This window comes from Gimesia sp., from assembly GCF_040219335.1.
Classification (GTDB): domain Bacteria; phylum Planctomycetota; class Planctomycetia; order Planctomycetales; family Planctomycetaceae; genus Gimesia.
The window spans coordinates 15331-31987 of the sequence record NZ_JAVJSQ010000022.1 but is presented as its reverse complement, the minus strand read 5'-3'; the positions used below and the strand labels follow the sequence as shown (position 1 = coordinate 31987).

At 51.6% G+C, this 16657-nt stretch carries 16 protein-coding genes; 6 read left to right on the top strand and 10 right to left on the bottom strand.

The window, feature by feature from the left end; all coding sequences use genetic code 11:
- Nucleotides 1-238: 238 nt before the first annotated feature.
- From RID21_RS18855 to RID21_RS18830, 6 genes are all read right to left on the bottom strand, one after another.
- Complete coding sequence (locus RID21_RS18855) at nucleotides 239-541, bottom strand: hypothetical protein (protein ID WP_350191637.1); 303 nt, start codon at nucleotides 539-541, stop codon at nucleotides 239-241.
- Between the two features lie 213 nt (nucleotides 542-754).
- Nucleotides 755-1525, bottom strand: a complete 771-nt coding sequence (locus tag RID21_RS18850; RefSeq protein ID WP_350191494.1) for an alpha/beta hydrolase — start codon at nucleotides 1523-1525, stop codon at nucleotides 755-757.
- 63 nt (nucleotides 1526-1588) lie between these two features.
- The gene (locus RID21_RS18845; protein WP_350191492.1) at nucleotides 1589-2326 is read right to left on the bottom strand and encodes a peptidoglycan recognition protein family protein; all 738 of its coding nucleotides are present in this window, start codon (nucleotides 2324-2326) and stop codon (nucleotides 1589-1591) included.
- A gap of 357 nt (nucleotides 2327-2683) precedes the next feature.
- A complete protein-coding gene (locus RID21_RS18840) occupies nucleotides 2684-3562 on the bottom strand; it encodes an HvfC/BufC family peptide modification chaperone (RefSeq protein ID WP_350191490.1) in 879 nt (292 codons plus the stop codon).
- A complete protein-coding gene (bufB, locus tag RID21_RS18835) occupies nucleotides 3559-4482 on the bottom strand; it encodes an MNIO family bufferin maturase (protein ID WP_350191488.1) in 924 nt (307 codons plus the stop codon). The genes RID21_RS18840 and bufB overlap by 4 nt, the downstream gene beginning before the upstream one ends.
- Nucleotides 4483-4607: 125 nt before the next feature.
- Nucleotides 4608-5147, bottom strand: a complete 540-nt coding sequence (locus tag RID21_RS18830) for a hypothetical protein (RefSeq protein WP_145191118.1) — start codon at nucleotides 5145-5147, stop codon at nucleotides 4608-4610.
- 592 nt (nucleotides 5148-5739) lie between these two features.
- On the opposite strand from RID21_RS18830, the gene RID21_RS18825 reads away from it, so the two are divergent.
- Nucleotides 5740-6552 carry a DUF255 domain-containing protein gene (locus tag RID21_RS18825; protein ID WP_350191486.1) on the top strand — a complete coding sequence of 271 codons (813 nt, stop codon included), beginning with the start codon at nucleotides 5740-5742 and terminating at the stop codon, nucleotides 6550-6552.
- A 141-nt stretch (nucleotides 6553-6693) separates the two neighbouring features.
- Here RID21_RS18825 and RID21_RS18820 read toward each other — a convergent pair whose 3' ends face one another.
- Nucleotides 6694-7572, bottom strand: coding sequence for a YHS domain-containing protein (locus RID21_RS18820; protein WP_350191484.1), 879 nt, complete (start codon nucleotides 7570-7572; stop codon nucleotides 6694-6696).
- Nucleotides 7573-7931: 359 nt separating this feature from the next.
- Between RID21_RS18820 and RID21_RS18815 the strand changes: the two genes are divergently transcribed.
- Complete coding sequence (locus RID21_RS18815; protein ID WP_350191482.1) at nucleotides 7932-8789, top strand: hypothetical protein; 858 nt, start codon at nucleotides 7932-7934, stop codon at nucleotides 8787-8789.
- 30 nt (nucleotides 8790-8819) lie between these two features.
- Here the strand turns inward: RID21_RS18815 and RID21_RS18810 are convergent, their stop codons facing one another.
- The gene (locus RID21_RS18810) at nucleotides 8820-9428 is read right to left on the bottom strand and encodes a methylated-DNA--[protein]-cysteine S-methyltransferase (protein ID WP_350191480.1); all 609 of its coding nucleotides are present in this window, start codon (nucleotides 9426-9428) and stop codon (nucleotides 8820-8822) included.
- A 225-nt stretch (nucleotides 9429-9653) separates the two neighbouring features.
- On the opposite strand from RID21_RS18810, the gene RID21_RS18805 reads away from it, so the two are divergent.
- From RID21_RS18805 to RID21_RS18795, 3 genes are all read left to right on the top strand, one after another.
- Nucleotides 9654-10271 (top strand): hypothetical protein, encoded by a 618-nt coding sequence (locus RID21_RS18805; protein WP_350191478.1) that lies wholly within the window; start codon nucleotides 9654-9656, stop codon nucleotides 10269-10271.
- Between the two features lie 128 nt (nucleotides 10272-10399).
- The gene (locus RID21_RS18800) at nucleotides 10400-11662 is read left to right on the top strand and encodes a pyridoxal phosphate-dependent aminotransferase (protein ID WP_149343819.1); all 1263 of its coding nucleotides are present in this window, start codon (nucleotides 10400-10402) and stop codon (nucleotides 11660-11662) included.
- A gap of 68 nt (nucleotides 11663-11730) precedes the next feature.
- Nucleotides 11731-12156, top strand: a complete 426-nt coding sequence (locus RID21_RS18795; RefSeq protein ID WP_350191476.1) for a VanZ family protein — start codon at nucleotides 11731-11733, stop codon at nucleotides 12154-12156.
- A 12-nt stretch (nucleotides 12157-12168) separates the two neighbouring features.
- On the opposite strand, the gene zwf is transcribed toward RID21_RS18795, so the two are convergent.
- Both zwf and ispG read right to left on the bottom strand, forming a co-directional pair.
- Nucleotides 12169-13728: a glucose-6-phosphate dehydrogenase gene (gene zwf, locus RID21_RS18790; RefSeq protein WP_350191474.1), complete on the bottom strand. Its 1560-nt coding sequence runs from the start codon at nucleotides 13726-13728 to the stop codon at nucleotides 12169-12171.
- 68 nt (nucleotides 13729-13796) lie between these two features.
- Nucleotides 13797-14942 carry a (E)-4-hydroxy-3-methylbut-2-enyl-diphosphate synthase gene (gene ispG, locus RID21_RS18785; protein ID WP_350191472.1) on the bottom strand — a complete coding sequence of 382 codons (1146 nt, stop codon included), beginning with the start codon at nucleotides 14940-14942 and terminating at the stop codon, nucleotides 13797-13799.
- 207 nt (nucleotides 14943-15149) lie between these two features.
- Between ispG and RID21_RS18780 the strand changes: the two genes are divergently transcribed.
- Nucleotides 15150-16613, top strand: a complete 1464-nt coding sequence (locus RID21_RS18780) for a tetratricopeptide repeat protein (RefSeq protein ID WP_350191470.1) — start codon at nucleotides 15150-15152, stop codon at nucleotides 16611-16613.
- Nucleotides 16614-16657: the final 44 nt, after the last annotated feature.

Genomic DNA, 16657 nt, shown 5'->3' with positions numbered 1-16657 from the left:
TTTTGAATCGGGATCAGAGGGCTGGTCAGGGGAGGTCTATCGCCTGGGAAAAGTGAAACTGTGATTCCTGAGCCAGGATTCATTCTGAGATAATTTTAGAATGTCAGTGTCGATTGTGGAAAGTGGAACTGACGGGAAATTCAGTTCTCAGAGGGGAATTAAAAAAGCCTGCGAATACTTCGCAGGCTTTGGTGTTCAGATCACGGGGCGTGCTGTAGAGAGTCACGCAGGGAGTCTTTTAAAAGACGTCCAGATAGAAGTGATTGCCTTTGTGATAAGGGCGTTCACTGGGGTAGAAGTTGTGCCAGTCTTTGTTGTAAACCGGGATTCTCATATTTTCCGGATAACGGTAATAGAGATTGTCATAGCTCCCCTGAGGTCGCTGGAAATTCTGGGGATAATAGACATAGGGGTAATAGTAGAATCGTTTCCAGTCGGTTGGTTGTCCGCGTCCGGCTGCCAGTGCATCAGCAGGGGAAAAAGACGTGGCCAACCCAACCACAAACAGGAACAACCCTGCGAGCATGAGACGCCGCACCATCATAGTTCTCTCCTTGCCGGTCGGTAGAATAAAGCGAACAGTCCACAAAAGGCTGCCCGTAAATTTCAGCAGTCGGACTCCGGTGTCGGTACCGGGTTCCAGTTAATTCATCGGCCAGACTGGACGCACTACGACAGGAAACTTCGGCATAAACCGATTAATCGTCGTAATTGAAACTGTACAGGCGTAATCAGCTGTGGCAGAGAACCTGACTCAGGCCAGCTTCGCAGTGGAAATTCCTTCCATGATCCAGTAATCGAGGGCCCGCAGAAGTTCGCGCCCCTGGTTTTGTCCTGAATGCTGAGACGGATGCGGGAGTTGGACATCCGCGCCTCTGGTTTTCCAGAGTCTCATCAGTCGCTGTGTGGACAGGGGCTGCTGGGAGTGCTGTGGATCCAGCAGAATCCGTTTCCCTGCAAGATTACCGATTTCCTGGTACTGGAAATCATGCTTGCTGAAATGTCCCTCCAGGAGAGCAGCTCCCGCAAACAGGTTCTCTGACTGCAACAGCAGGCGGGTGGCGATTGAACAACCGGTGCCCTTCCCTGCCAGATAAATCCGGTCGGGATGGATGTGGAATACTTTTTTCAATTCTTCTACTGTCTGTTCCACCTGGCTGAGAAATAACTCAATAAACAGCTGGCTATCGGGCCAGCGGTAGCCGTTCTGTGGTGCTTTGGGATCAATGGCCGGAGCCCGGAATGAAAGCCCCAGATAATTCCGGGTACTGATTTTGGGCATTACCGTATGCAGGTCGTGTTCAGAGCCACAATCAGGATGCAACCAGATCACGAGCGGATAAGCGTAACCGGCCTGGTAATGTTCAGGGCGAAACAGGGAAATATGCTTCAGAGGCAGATTCAGCGTGGTGTCAGCCTCAGGTGTCTGCTCCCCGTTGCAGTCTGAAGAATTGAGACGGTCTAACCCTCTGCTCTCAGTCTGTAAAATATGTTCAATCCATTTAAGACGTTGAGAATAATCCATTTTCATTTTGCTTTCAGTGAGTGAATCAGGGGGTAGTCTTAAATGTGGGGGTGTCTGGTTGAGCTATTCCTGAGCCAGTTCGATCTCAGGTTTTCTCGTGGGTTCAGGTGGGGACGTTGATCCCAGAACGGGCAGATCAACGGCAGAGGCGACTTCGCTCATGGGGAAGTATTTCCCAGGGCAGGCGGTCGCTTTGACATCGCGGTGTCCCTGTACGTTTTGACTGGAGATACTGTATTCCGCTTTGAGGACTCCCACGAGCTTCTTCACTGCAGCCATTTGTGCTTCTGTGGGAGGTTCATTTTCAAAATTTCCAACCAGACAGATCCCGATACCTTTCTGGTTGTACGCATTATTTCCCGCATGAGCACCATGCATCTGCTCACGCCAGCGGAATGTGGATTCGATCTCTCCGTCAGGCATGCCGTTGCCATTGCCGATCACGAAGTGATAACCGATTCCCAGCCAGGAATTACCGGATTTATCCTTTTTCTTACTGTGCAGTTCGTGAATGCTTTCGACACTACCTGAAGAGGACGCGGTGTGATGAATCACGATATATTCCCAGTCACGCACCTCTGCTTCTGGCTTCCAGGGGTTGGACGGTTCGATTGCAATCGTCGGAGGCGTGGTGAACAGGGGCCCGGTAGGAGCTGGTTTTGCAGCTTGGGCCGGGTATTGTGGGGCTGGCATGGGAGCGGGAGAATTAATAGTCACTGGAGGCAGGGAGTTCCGTTGCGTACATCCCGTGATTTCAAAGGCTGGCAACATTGCAACACAACACATGATGATGCCCTTCATATTGCTGCCCTCCCTGACAGCCCCGCTGCTGATCATTTTCTTGAAAATAAGCTAAAGAATTATCCGTATGTAATTTTTATAAGTCGGGACTGTAATTCCGAGTCGTTTTTGTGTCAATGCGGGGCACGCGGGTGCTTTGAGGTGGGGGCCTGTCAGACGACAATACATCCTGATTTGTTGATTTGTATCTGCCTGCGGAGCCGATATTCCCTTGATTTTGAGCAGTAATTCTTTTGCTAGAATATCTAAGTTGTCCATTCTTTTCAACAGGCGCGATTTTGAAGCAAAAATTGAATTCGCTTGATTTCGTCTCAAGTCCCGGAAATCCGCTCTGAGATCAGCAGTCGCTTCACTTACTCAGTTGGTAAATCCAATGATGAACGCCGCGGCAGTCCAGTGGCGGAACCATTCGTGCAGATGAGCGACGAGATCTTCTGGATCCAGCAGTTCTGCTTCTACCAGCCCGGCGATCGCTTCTCCGATTTTCTGCCCTTCCTGCAATTGAGAGAGCAGTAAGTATTCAGGCTCGGAAATACTCTCTCGTCGGACAATAAAGTTGCGGCGGGTGATTGCCAGCCAGGTGGTCTGGGGAGCCGGAATGGCTGGCTCTTCTGACTTCCGGACAGAGGTAATGAATTCGTGCACAGGATATTGGAACCGGCGCAAACGGAAGCAGGGCGCTAACTGCAGTTTCAGTGCTGGCAACTCTTCGGGAGAGAGGGCGTTCAGTTTTTCCGGAGTCAACAGAGGTGTCTGTTCGATGCCCGGTCCATCGAAGACTTCGCTGTAAAGTCGCTCCAGCGTTGCGACTTCCACGAGGAAATCGGTCCAGTCCGGTTCCTTCGTCTCCTCCCGAGCCGGTCTGTTTTCTGACAGGAATTCAGGGAACTGGGCGCCCAGGTCCCCCAAGGTATAACTGGTTGAGGGACACGACTGCAGATATTGCATGCAGAAAGCCCCAAACGCGGTTTCTCCCAGAACAGCGATTAGTGCCGGGTATTCCTCACTCAGGCATTCCAGTAACCGGGCATAATAGGCGTTGGCATAGATTCCGATTCGTTCCTGACTGGTCAATTGAGTGGAGCGGGTAATCACGGTTTCCAGTTCATCAGGGTTCAGAGGAATCGCAGACTGCGCATCCTCTGAAGCAATTCCATCCTGGATTTCACCCGGCCAGGTAATTACGGCCTGCATCCAGCGCTGAATCTGATCCAGATGGCGTGGTTGCTGACTCATTCGAATTCCGCCGCGATAAATGAAGCCGGATGCGGAATTGCCTCAGACTGGAGAGACCCTCTTTCCGAGGAATCCTGCTCTGGAATGACCAGGTTTTCATCCATGTATTGTCGGGCTTTTAAGACTTCTGCATGCACGGTCGGGAAAGGCGGAATGTCGGCGTCCCATTCCAGCAGTGTTGCCACGCCTCCCGTACGCTGATGTAGCAATTGAAACAGGTTCCAGACCGGATTCACCACATGGCCGTTGTGCGTATCAATCAGATGCGTGCCACAGTTCGTGTGGCCCGCCAGGTGACACTGCACGACCCGTTCTGCCGGAATTGACTCTACGTAAGCGACGGGGTCAAATTCGTGATTTACGCTCGAAACATAGACGTTATTGACATCCAGCAGCAGTCCACAATCGGCTTCTTCCGCCATGCGACAGATAAAATCGCACTCACTCATGGTTGAGTCCTGAAACTCAAGATAGCTGCTCGGATTTTCGAGAATCAGGGGCCGCTCAAGAATCTCCTGAACCGTGCGAATCCGTTCGACGATATGCGTCAGCGTCGCTTCAGTATAGGGAATCGGCAGCAGATCGTGGGTGTTCCGACCTGCCACTCCCGTCCAGCAGACATGGTCTGAAATCCAGCGGGCATTAACTGAGTCGGCCAGTGTTTTCAGTTTCCGGAGATAGTCCTGATTGAGGGGATCAGTGCTACCGATTGAGAGGGAGACTCCATGCATGACGATCGGGTAGCGTTCTGCAATCTGCTCCAGAACGTGGCGGGGGCGTCCCTGTGAATCCATGAAGTTTTCGGAAATGATTTCGAACCAGTCGACTTCCGGCTGATGTTCCAGGATGTGTGAGAAGTGAACGGTCCTCAGACCGACTCCCAGTCCGAGATTTTCATGTCCAAGACGCGGCTCTGTCATTCGTCTTTCCCTCTGAGCGATTTCCCGGGTGCTGTTGTGTTTACAGTGTGGTGATCTGGCTCAAAAAACAGGCCCCTGATCCACTGTACTGGATGAGGAGCCTGGCAATTTTACTTTATGAGAGATTACTCTTTTTTAGGCTCTGGAGCGGGACCGACTTTCTTGCCGGCTTTTTCCATCGCTTTTTCGAATTCAGCGCGGGCCAGTTTCCAGGCACCTTCCATCAGCGGAATATGACAGCCCCCTTTTCCTTTACAGGAATTCATACCGGGGTTGGTGCCACAGCCACCCTGGCCTTTGCACTCATTCTGACCAGAGCAGGCATGCTCGGCGACCGAAGCACAGGCACCCAGACCAGCACAGTCATTTTTGATGCCTGCATTAGTTCCTTTGCAGGTATTCAGTCCACGACAGACGTGTGGCTCTTTCATCAGCAGGCTGACATCTTTATTTCCCTTTGCCGCTCCTGCATCATCGGCATGATCGTGGTCGTGATCATCGTGTCCTTCAGAGGTTGTACTACCGGCTTCGTCACCGGTTGCTGGTGTCTGCGGAGCTGGTTCTGATTTCGGCTGACAACCCGTCATCGAGCCAGCGACCATCCCACCAAAGGCGGCGAGTGTCATTCGATTAAAATCACGTCGATTGAGATCAGGGCGTTTCATGGAATACCTCAACGTTTCTATCGCAGGAAAGAATGAAATTTCAGACAAGGAGTTAAGACTAAAACCCGCTCCTCAATTGTTCTGTGAGTTATCTCACATTTGACTCTGAATTTAAACTGAGGATACGGGAAATCAAAGAAAAATCCCCCTTCTCCTGCTCTCAAAGTCTGAGCTGTAAACTCCATGAATTTCAGAGTTTGAGTATTCAAGTCACAGGCAAGTCCTGCCTGCTGGAACTGCTTTTGTAAGCTGCTTTACAGTCCCTGGCGCACAGAAAGACGATCTTCATCACAGACGGATTTATGACAAAATTATCCAATAAAATATGAATACTTTACGTATGAAGTATGTTGATAACTCTGAAAAAACTACCGACACAACCTACCCTGCAAAAGCGGTCGCACTGTGAAACTGGGGGAGATAAATCCCCTGCGTTATCCTCAGTGTTTATCTGAGCTTACGAATCGTTCTAAACCTCAAATCAATTACAAAAATCTGATCCAGAATAATCCTGCAAACTGAACGAATCATCAAATCTGTCCGATATGTAAAGCGTGCAGGAATTTTTGGGCTACTATCATAAGGGAATGTTATGCGCGCCAGGAACTTACTCGTTCTGACATTAAGTTTTGTTTTTCTTCAGTCTTTCACTCCCGCCTTAAGAGCGGATGAAATCAGCTGGCAAACCAACCTGAAGCAGGCTGCCCTGCAGGCCCGCGCTCAGGAAAAATCGATGTTCATTCAGATTGGAGCCAGCTGGTGTGGTTACTGTCATAAAATGGATAAGGAAACCTTCAAAGATCAGAAGGTGATTAAGCACATTAATTCCTGCTTCATCCCACTTCGCGTGGATGCGGATGAAAATCCGGAATTCGTAGAAGCCATCGGTGTCGCCGGTTTGCCTACAACGGTCATTATTTCGCCCGAGCTGAAGGTGGTCAAAAAGCTGTCGGGTTATGTGGCTGCCCGCGATATGTCGGGACACCTGCAGAAAATCTGCCTGGTGAATCATGAGCAAGCTGCTCCTGCTAAAGCCCAGACAGCAGAAATCAAGAAAATGAGCCAGAAGGAAGTGGCTCCCGAGTTTGCTTTCAAAGGGGTCTGTCTGGTCAGCATGCTCGACGATCAGGAGCTGCGGGAAGGGAGTGCGCAGTTTACTTCGGAATTCAAAGGACGCAAGCTTTGCTTCGCTTCTCGTGAACACAAACAGAAGTTTGATGCGAGTCCGATGGAATACTGGCCTGCATTCGACGGGCAATGTCGTGTATCAAAACTGGAACGAAATCAATCGGTCGAGGGCGATCCTTACGCGGGGGGCGTCTATCGGGAACGTCTGGTCTTCTTCTCCAGTGATGCAGAGCGGGAACGCTTTACATCAAATCCCTCTTATTACCTGGCCCGGTAATTAAAAAACACCTGACAGCATTCTTCGGCTCAGGTTGGAAGAGAGAGGAAGAAAACAGTCGCTGCCAGGTGTTGCCAATAATCAAAGTATTCAGACAGCCTGAAACCAAATTGGTCTCAGGCTGTTTTTCAGTTGATTTGATTATTTCACGGTTTCAATTGATTGAGGAGCGAGCCAGACGAAATTGCCTTTAGATGCAATTTCTTTGCCTTTGACTTTGACCTTCAAGCTCTCGAAACGGCTGTCGTACAGGCTGGGGTGGGATCTGTGAGCACCTTCGATCACATAGATTTTTCCATCCTCGCTTTTAACGGCGAGCCCCAGTTCACCGGGATCCTGTTTGGGATGTACGCCAAACTGACAGGCGGCACAACCGGTAGTTCCGGTGACAGAGACGAGCTGTGATGCAGCGTCTGTGGTACTACTGGTTTGAGAGTCAGTTTTGAGCTGGGAAATATATTTATCAGGACTTGCCTGGAATTTCTGCATGACAGCTTCGCTGGGAAACTGGTAACGCATGCCTTTGTGGATGGCGGTAAACTTCGCTTGACCAGGTACATCTTTTCCACCATCGACCTTGCAGACGATACACTTGCCGTTACAGGCCAGATCGACGTCTGAGTATTTTGCAGGCGCTTTATCAAATACAGCTTTGATCTGTTCGTTGGGGAACAGAAAGACGCGTCCCTGGTAAAAGCTGATGTGATCGACGGTTCCCGGATTGCGATGACCATCATGATGGGCAAAACAGACGGTGCAGTCACCCTTGAGTGCCGGCACATACTTTTCGGGGCTCGCCTCGAATTCCTGTTTCACTTTTTGAGACGGAAAAAGATAAGTCTGGCCATCGAAGACCACTTTGAATTCCGGTTTCCCTTTTACAATTTTCTTTCCATTCACTAGGCAGACGGCACAGTTTCCATCTAATGCAACGGGAGCTTCTTTGGCTTCCACGGCATGGCTGAGCATGACAGTTGATGCCAGAAATGCTGCCGTTAAAAATACGCGGACCAGATTCATTCGTTTCTCCTGAAAAATAACTCGAACAGACGTTTTTAGGTTGGGCCATGGTTCGAACCAGGGGGCGGCTGTGTCAGACGGTCCCCTTGTGGCATGTTTTGAATCACAACAGGTGAATCACAGCCTCAGTATTACAGGCGGTCCGGGTTCAATCTGTGGTGTATTTCACACTCTGCATATTTTTCTATTCTCGAAGTGAACTGCGGTCATGACCTGCTTGAGCTCTGGTCTGGAAATGAAAAACGGTCTTGCATCAAATGGCCAAGTATTGATAATCCCTGTCTCTCTCCCATCTATAAAGCATTTCAGCGAACTCTCAAGTCCTCTCCAGTTATTCAGTTATCAAAACCAGGTGCCTTATGTGGTGCACAAGTTGCCAGTCAGATGTGGCTGCCGAAGTTTCTTCCGATTCCACGCGGATCCATTGCGCGATCTGTGGAAATGACATGGGAAGTACGGCTGCAGCTCGAATCAGTGATAAAACCAAAGAAGCCCGCGAACTGCTGGCGCGCTGGTCGAATCGCGATATTCTGGACCCCTACGGGCCTCTGACAAAAGCCGAATCGCGCGTGCAGGACGCTTCTTCGTTATTTGCTTCCACAGAACAGAAGCCGCCAGAAAATTTGAAACCGCCGGTTTCAGAACCACCACAGGTGAAGGAAGCCCCTGCTGCGGCTCCGAAAAGTGAACCTGCTTTCGTACAGGATGATTCTGCCAGCTGGGCAGACGAAACTTTCCAAACGGAAGCTTACGATACAGAAGAGGTCGAAGAAGAATACGAGCCTGTAACACCTCGACTGCATTCCGATTTCCGCGATATCCAGAGCCTGATCGAAGAGGAAGATCAGAAGCCTAACTGGCTGGGACTGGTTGGTCAGCTGATGGCCTATGGCGGCGTGGCAGTTTTGACAATTGGAACGACACTCGTGCTCTGGGGTTATTATGGCGGACCAGCCAACTATGCCTCTACCGGCTGGTTGATCAGTACTGCAGGACAGATGCTGCTCTTTCTGGGAGTCATTACGCTCGTCTCTGCAGGCATGGAACAGACCTCGAATTCCGTCACCCGGCGGATCGATCGCCTGGGGCAGCGGATCTTTCTGTTTGAACAGGCCATGCTCGATCAGCAGCAGCAAGCAGAACACAAAAAACGCAACGCAGGGCCTCGCTCTCGCACAGCTTCTGACAGATCTTCGGAACTGCGAAAGTCCGCCTGAGACGATTGCTGGCAGTACCTGGACGGGAACTTACTCAGTGAATCCCCGGGATTCGAGTTGCAACAGGTGCGCTTTCAGCGAAGTCCCCTGTGGTGCAGAGAAGACTCCCAGTTTTCCTCCCGCAGCAACAACTCTGTGGCAGGGGATCAGCACTGGAATTCGATTCCCGGCCATCACCGTTCCCACCGCGCGAGCGGCCCGTGGTGAGCCTGCTTTGCTGGCTAACTCTCCATAAGTGATTAACTCACCGTAACCAACCTGCTGCAGAGCCTGGATGACACGGGACTGGAATGCCGTCAGTTGAGGCAGGTTCAGAGTGATGTCCTGAAAATCAACCCGGGCGCCCTGAAAATAATCCTGCAGTCGCTCCCGTAGCTCTGGAAACCAGTCGGCTTCTTCGATTTCTTCCTCTTTAAGCTCAGGATTTTGCTCGCAGAATTTTTGCAGAGATTCCAGCGCATCAGTGCGGGAATGGTGTCCCATCCAGAGTCGGGTTACCGTATTATCCCTCCCCAACAGTCCACACCAGCCTGTTTCGGTGGCAAACAGGGAGCATTTCAGGGGAGATGACTGACCAACACTGGTTTTCTGTTCGCTACTGCGAACTCCCTGCGGATCAGCAACTGTTCTTTGACCCATCTGAAAACCTCCGGTAGAATAGGCTGACTGTTGCGCTTCTGAATCTCGGACCCTGACTGGGCTCGTGCTGCTAATATACAAGATGATAGAACGATTATGCACCCTTACAGTATGCTGTCCGATGATTATTTCGTGAACCTGAATTTATGCACGGAAATGACGCTGCCTTCCTCACGGGATACAGTACTGAATTTTTTTGAGCGGGTGCAGAAGTCGTTTCCCTCGATGCGCAATTTTTATAACCGGGGAGAAAACGGCTTCATTCTGGAGGAAGATAAGGAAGAGGTCGGCCAGCAGCGATGGATGTCCCTGGAAACGCAACGGGTCTGCAGTGGCTATTTTAATCCCAATGACCCGGACGACTGCCTCACTCAACATCAGCTCATGCTGGAGCTAGTGCCCTATATGTTGTCAGTCAGTCCGCTCGACTGTGAGGCACTCGACTATATCGTCGGATTTGATTTTTCATATCGGGGAAATCACGACGCACTGGTCGCGGAAGCGCTGGGAGCAAATCAGGCCGTGGACAGCCTGTTGCAGATTCCCGGTTCCCGGGCATTGAATTATGAACCTTCGATTACCCTCAGCCTGGATGACTCCTGTCGCTGCCAGGCACGCCTGATGATCGAAACCCGTACGAACGCCTACCAGGTCCGCCGTGACGATTTTCCTGACGAGCAGATTTCGGTGTTCTTTACCCTCAGGCAGTACGGCAGCCTGTCGGCAGACACCCGGCTGGAAGAAACGATGTATGATCTGAAAGCCAAATCGGATCAGTTGATGAAAGACTATGTGATCGATCAGGTTCTGCGTCCGCTGGCACAGGCGATCTCAACGAAATAACGCGCGTGAAATAAAGTCAGTTTCAGAGAATGGGGGCCGAACCAGTTTCAAAAAACGGGCGACCCCTTTAAAGTAATCAGCATTGAGAACACTTCCGGAATAACTTCAACCTCAAAGGGGATTCTTTCGTGGCTTTACAATTAAGTGATTTTGCTCAGTCTCTTACCGTGGAAACCGCCTTCAGTGTTCTGGCAATTGCGAAACAACTCAAAGCGCAAGGCAAAGATGTTGTGGAACTGGAAGTGGGAGACAGCCCCTTTGACAGTACCGCTTCCGCGAAGGCTACCGGAATTGAAGCCATTCAAAATAACCAGTCGCACTATTGTGCCTCTCCGGGGATTCCCGAGTTCCGTCAGGCGGCTGCCGATTTCGTCTCCCGTGAGTTCCAGGTTGATGCCAAGCCGGAAAATATTGTTGTCGGGCCTGGTGCCAAGGTCTTTGAGCAGTTCTTCTGTGAAGCTTTTCTGAACCCCGGGGACGGCGTACTCGTTTTCAGCCCCTACTTCCCGACCTATCTCCCGAACATTGAACGCCGCGGCGCGCGGATGGTACTCTCCGACCTGAAGCAGGAGAATGAGTTCCGACCCGATCTGGCTGACATTGAGAAATTCATCAATGAAGACCCTGCTCCCAAAGCAATCTTCCTGAACTCACCTCACAATCCTACCGGCGGTGTGATTCAGGAATCCGATCTGAAAGCGATTGCCGACCTGATTCGTGGCAAGAACATTGCCGTCTTCAGCGATGAGCCTTACTGTCATATGGTCTGGCAGGGTAAACATCATTCGATCCTGGCACAGCCCGGAATGCTGGATCAGTGTGTGTCTGCTTACACCTTTTCAAAATCTTACAGCATGAGTGGCTGGCGGCTTGGGTTCTGCGTCGCCTCAGAAGAGGTCGCGACTTCCATCGGCAAAATGGTCAATACCACCCTCTCCTGTACTCCCCCCATCGTACAACTGGCGGGAGCAGCCGCGCTGAACAAGGATTCGCAGGAACGCGATGAGGTGATGTTGAAGTTCCGCGAAAAAGTCGTACTGCTGACCAACAAGCTGAATGAGATCGAACATTTTCATGCCCTCGATCCTCATGCCACTTTTTACGTATTCGTGAACGTCGCTCCCGTCTGTAACGAACTGGGAATCACCAGCCATGGTCTGGCTCTCTATCTATTACAGGGCGCCGATGATGATTTCGGTATCGCGTGCCTGGGAGGCGAATGTTTTGGCGAAGCCGGTCATGGCTTCCTGCGGTTCAGCTGTGCGGAACCCAACGACCGTCTGGAACAGGCCATCGACTTCATTCCGGAAGCGCTCTCCCGCAAAGATCGTATCGCCAGCTATCTGGAAGCGCATCCGGAAGCACGGCAGAAAACACCCTATCGGGTTTGATTCCGTTTTAGGATGATCTATCTGCAGGGGATTCGGTAACAGTTGACATTCGATTGGGCAGGGAAGTGATGCATCGTTATCATCTTTTGATTCGTACGTTGCTGATTCTATACTTGATGGTGCTGTTTACCGCGACTCACGTCCCTTTGAAAAAAGGGACGCTCCCCCAGGGAACCGATGTGCCTCTGCATTTTATCGCTTACGCAGGGCTGGCGTTTCTGCTGACCTGGTGGCTGTCACTGCGCTGGGATCGACTGTCCCTGAAGCGTCTGCTGTTGATCGTTCTGGGCGTGAGTCTGTTTGGGATTGTCGATGAACTGCTACAGGGGATCCCTGTATTAAAACGGGAACCGAGCGTCAAGGACTGGGTTGCCGATACGCTGGGAGCCTTGCTGGGAGTCACACTGTTTCTGCTGTTGTCAAAGCCACTGCAGGTACTGAAGCAAAAGTTAGCGGAGCCGCAGGAGTCAGAGCAGGCTGACTCTGCGGATTAATGCTTCGTCTGGTTATTCCTTCTTGCTTGTAGATGGGGTTCGCCAGTGTCGGCCGGATCTGCTCAACAGGTTTGTTGCACCTGAGGGGCCCCAGGTACCTGCATAATAAGGTTCCGGTGTATGGTCGCCTTTCTCCCACTGGTCGAGGACGGGAGTGACGAACTTCCAGGCAGCCTCCAGTTCGTCGCTACGGGTAAACAGAGTAGAGTCGCCGCGGAGAACATCCATCAGCAGTCGCTCGTATGCTTCGGGCAGGCTTTTGTGATAGGCGTCTTCAAAGGCGAAGTCCATAGTGACCGGCTGGATCTGATACTGCATCCCGGGCCGCTTCGTTGAAAACTTCATCGAGATCGACTCTTTGGGCTGAATGCGGAAGATCAGTTCGTTCGGCTTGCGTTCAACCAGCGAACAGATATCGCCATCACATTCAACGGTTGTAAACAGATTCATGGGCGGGTGTTTGAACTGGATGGCAATTTCACTGACCCGTTCCGGCAGTCGTTTGCCAGTGCGTAGATAGAAGGGAACCCCTTCCCAGCGCCAGTTCTCAACCATGACTTCCATCGCTACGAACGTTTCCCGACGTGAGTCGGCAGGTACACGTTCTTCTTCACGGTAACCGGGCACAGCCTGCCCGAATGACTGGCCGGCCGTGTATTGACCGGCGACCGCCCAGTCGGAGATCGGGCCTTTCGATCCGGGGGCCAGTGTTTTTAACACTTTCAGTTTTTCATCGCGAATTTCTTCACCGCTGAACAGGGCCGGCGGTTCCATGGCGATCAGGCAGAGCAGTTGCAGAACGTGATTCTGTAACACATCCCGCAGGGCTCCCGAGCGATCGTAATAGCCGCCTCGCCCATGTTCGATCCCTTGTGACTCAGCTACGGTGATCTGGACATGGTCGACATGATTACGGTTCAGCAGTGGTTCAAAGATCGAGTTACTCAACCGGAAGAGCAGAATGTTCTGCACGGTCTCTTTACCCAGGTAATGGTCGATGCGGTAGATCTGATCTTCGCTGAGCAGTTCGCTTAACTGGGTACTGAGCTCCTGGGCCGATTCCAGATCGTGACCGAATGGTTTTTCAATGACGACCCGCAACCACTCTTCGCTCGTATTTTTGGGAACCATCCCTGCGCGGGAGAGTGCCTGCACAGACGGGTGAAACAGTGAGGGGGCCGTGGCCAGGTAGGCAACCCGCTTCGAAATCGTGTCCCCTAAAGTTTCCCGTTCGACCGCTTCGATGGTGTCTTTGAGGTGGACGTGATCGCTCTCGTCTGTGATATCGACTTCCCGGTAGTAGAGCCGTTTCGAAAACTGTTCCCATTTCTCATCGGTGACTGTCCCGGTGCGTGTGAACTGTGAGACGGTGTCACGCTGCTCGTTGCGGAACTCTTCATCCGTCTTGGAGCGACGTGCCAGACCAATAATCGGCAGGTTTTCGCAGAGGTAGCCTTCGCTCCACAGATCGTAGAGAGACGGAATTAATTTACGGGCGGTTAAATCGCCCGAGGCTCCGAAGATAAGAATGGTTGCTGTGGTCAGATCGTTCGAAGAGTTTGAATTGGCCATGATGGACGTTCATGCCTTCCAGGAAGTTAGATTGGAAAAGTGAGCAATATGTGTCGCGCGCATAGAGTTTAAATCTGGGCCGTCTGTTCTTCAATCAGGGCATCCAGTTCGCTTTTGAGTCGCGGCAGAATCTCATCATAGGAGTAGCGTCCCAGAGATTCACTCCCTTTTTTGAGATTCACATAATTCGGACCGCACCAGAGTCCGAGGTCGGCATCATCGGTTTCGCCCGGTCCATTTACGCGACAACCCATCACGGCAATCGTCAGCTTGTAGTCTTTGGCGTACTCGGTCATCTTCTTGACGTCAGCTGCCAGATCGACGAAAACTTCATTCTCAACACGGGAGCAACTGGGACAGCTGATGATGTTCAGGCCCTTCAGATCAAAGTCGACCACCGTTCGTACCCGGCCTTCCGCGATGTCTTTCAGAATCGCGCGGCCGGCTTCGATCTCTTCTCCCTTACGGTCGTTAGGGACAGTAAGCGAAACGCGAATCGTGTCGCCGATCCCTTTGCTGATCAACTGCTCGAAGGCCATTCGGGTTTTGATGATCCCATCGGGAGGCATTCCGGCTTCGGTGACACCCAGGTGCAGCGGGATATCCGGACGCTGTGCAGCGAAACGGGTGTTAACTTCGATGACTTTCGCGGGATCCGAATCTTTCAGAGAGACACAGAAGCGTGTGAAGTCGATCGATTCCAGAAACGTACAGTGATCCAGAGCGCTTTCCAGCATGGGCGAAATCGAATCCGCAGGATCATACTTTTCCAGCTTGGCAGGGTCGACCGAGCCACAGTTGACTCCGACGCGGAGTGCACAATCATTGTCGCGGGCAATTTCGGCAATGAAGCGGACTTTATCCTGCCAGGGTTTTTCCGGTTCGTGGTGATACAGGTGCCCCGGATTGTAGCGGAGTTTATTTACGTATGGGGCAATGACTTCCGCCAGACGGTAGTTTTCCTGCAGGTCCACACTGATGGGAACCGTTGTCTGCTTGCGAATTTCGATCAGGGCGGCTGCTTCGCGACGATTATCGACGGCCACACGCACGATGTCCGCCCCTGCCTCTTCCAGAGAGTGAATCTGGGCAACAGTGGCATCGATGTTGCTGGTCTTGGTCGCTGTCATACTCTGGACGGCAATCGGATTCGCGTTACCGATGACAGCTGAGCCAATTTTCACTTCTCTGGTCGGGTTACGTGGTAACTGCAAGTGACAGGTTCCTTTAAGGTTAAATCAAAGTTCAGGACAGGATTGTAGTCCCCGGATTGTAAAAGATCGGGGTCACGACGTCCATTCATGAAAATGGCGGAAAATCAATTGGGATTGACAGATTTTCAATGTCGATTTACAAGCCTTCGCAGGATTAATTGCATTTTATGCAACAGGTATGGATACACAAAGTAGGTGATAGCAAAAATGAAGCGTCAGATTGCAGGGATGCTGGTCGGTTTCTTTCTGGTAAGTGGATGTGGTGCTGAGTCGCAACCGGCTGCACGACAAGCAGTTAAATCAGATAAAACACAATCCGCGGAGCAAAAGCAGCCTGCGCAGCAGGGCACAGTTGCCGTGAATTCGGAGGCCAGTGCGAAGCCAGCTGCGACACCATCTACCTCTGAACCTGCGGCACAGCAGGCGTCAGTCGATCAGGCCGCTCAGAAGAAAGCGGAAGAGCTGTTCCTGCAGGCACGTGCCTTGATTAAACAGGGCAAGCTGCCTGACGCGACGCGGGTGCTCAACTCGGCGATCACGCTGAATCCCCAGGTCGCCAAATACTATTTCCATCGAGGCAGCGCCTGGGCAGACCTGAAGCAGGACGCCAACGCCATCGTGGACCTGACCAAAGCCATCGACATGCAGCCAGGCGTTGCTCAGTATTATTATACACGGGCATTATTTTTCATGACCCGGGGCGGCGGTCAGCTCGCGCTGAACGATTTCACCAAGGCAATCGAGCTCAAGCCGGACAGTCATCATGCCTACAATAACCGTGGGTTGCTCTTCGCGACGTCTGGCAAGCTTAAAGAGGCCCGGGCCGATTTCGAGCAGGTTCTCAAGATCAAACCCGACAGCCTGGATGCCATGAACAACTTGGGATTCACACTGATGAATCTGGGAGAGGGCGAAGAGTCCATTAAGATCTTAAACAAAGTCATTCAGGAAAACCCGAAGTATCTGAATGCCTATGACAACCGGGGACTGGCCTGGCAGAAGCAGAAAAAATATGACAAGGCCATTGCCGACTTCACCAAAGCAATTGAGCTCAGTCCGCAGAATCAGAAGTTTTATCGTCAGCGGATGTCTGCATATGAGTCAGCGGGAGACAAGAAAAAAGCGGATGCGGACAAACAGAAACTGGTCTGGTTGCAGCAACTGGCTACGATCAATGAGCGGCTGGTTAAGGATCCTGAAAATACCGAGTTGCTGCTGGAACGGGCACAGTTCTTTCTCGCTTCAGAAGAACGCGAATCTGCCATGCAGGATTACGCGAAGATCGTCGAACTGACCCAGGATACCGGCCGCGGTTACCTGATTCGGGGCGCACTCTATCTTGAAGAGAAAGAGCTGGATCGTTGTATTCAAGAATGTTCACGTTCCATCAAAATCCAGCCGAATCCCGAGGCTTATTCAGTCCGCGGCGATGCTTTCATGCAACGGGGCGATCTCGATCATGCTTTGCGTGATTTTGAACGTGCCCGCCGGATTGACGAAGTCGTCGCCCAGGCATATCTGAAACGCTCTGAAAATTACAAGAAGCAGGGCAAGCATAAACTGGCGGCTGAAGATTTCGAACGTGCGGTTGCCATCGATCCTTCCCTGGGACCGGAAAAGCTGAATAAAGAGAAAACAGCTGCAAAACCCGTGATCCGTCCCATCGATTAATCCGTTCTCAGAGTGGCTTCGACAACGGCAGAAAATCGGGAGCC

Bases quoted from the DNA above. Each gene is read 5' to 3' on its own strand.
- RID21_RS18855 (WP_350191637.1), bottom strand. From the start codon at position 541: ATGGTGCGGCGTCTCATGCTCGCAGGGTTGTTCCTGTTTGTGGTTGGG.
- RID21_RS18850 (WP_350191494.1), bottom strand. From the start codon at position 1,525: ATGGATTATTCTCAACGTCTTAAATGGATTGAACATATTTTACAGACT.
- RID21_RS18845 (WP_350191492.1), bottom strand. From the start codon at position 2,326: ATGAAGGGCATCATCATGTGTTGTGTTGCAATGTTGCCAGCCTTTGAA.
- RID21_RS18840 (WP_350191490.1), bottom strand. From the start codon at position 3,562: ATGAGTCAGCAACCACGCCATCTGGATCAGATTCAGCGCTGGATGCAG.
- bufB (WP_350191488.1), bottom strand. From the start codon at position 4,482: ATGACAGAGCCGCGTCTTGGACATGAAAATCTCGGACTGGGAGTCGGT.
- RID21_RS18830 (WP_145191118.1), bottom strand. From the start codon at position 5,147: ATGAAACGCCCTGATCTCAATCGACGTGATTTTAATCGAATGACACTC.
- RID21_RS18825 (WP_350191486.1), top strand. From the start codon at position 5,740: ATGCGCGCCAGGAACTTACTCGTTCTGACATTAAGTTTTGTTTTTCTT.
- RID21_RS18820 (WP_350191484.1), bottom strand. From the start codon at position 7,572: ATGAATCTGGTCCGCGTATTTTTAACGGCAGCATTTCTGGCATCAACT.
- RID21_RS18815 (WP_350191482.1), top strand. From the start codon at position 7,932: ATGTGGTGCACAAGTTGCCAGTCAGATGTGGCTGCCGAAGTTTCTTCC.
- RID21_RS18810 (WP_350191480.1), bottom strand. From the start codon at position 9,428: ATGGGTCAAAGAACAGTTGCTGATCCGCAGGGAGTTCGCAGTAGCGAA.
- RID21_RS18805 (WP_350191478.1), top strand. From the start codon at position 9,654: ATGCGCAATTTTTATAACCGGGGAGAAAACGGCTTCATTCTGGAGGAA.
- RID21_RS18795 (WP_350191476.1), top strand. From the start codon at position 11,731: ATGCATCGTTATCATCTTTTGATTCGTACGTTGCTGATTCTATACTTG.
- zwf (WP_350191474.1), bottom strand. From the start codon at position 13,728: ATGGCCAATTCAAACTCTTCGAACGATCTGACCACAGCAACCATTCTT.
- RID21_RS18780 (WP_350191470.1), top strand. From the start codon at position 15,150: ATGAAGCGTCAGATTGCAGGGATGCTGGTCGGTTTCTTTCTGGTAAGT.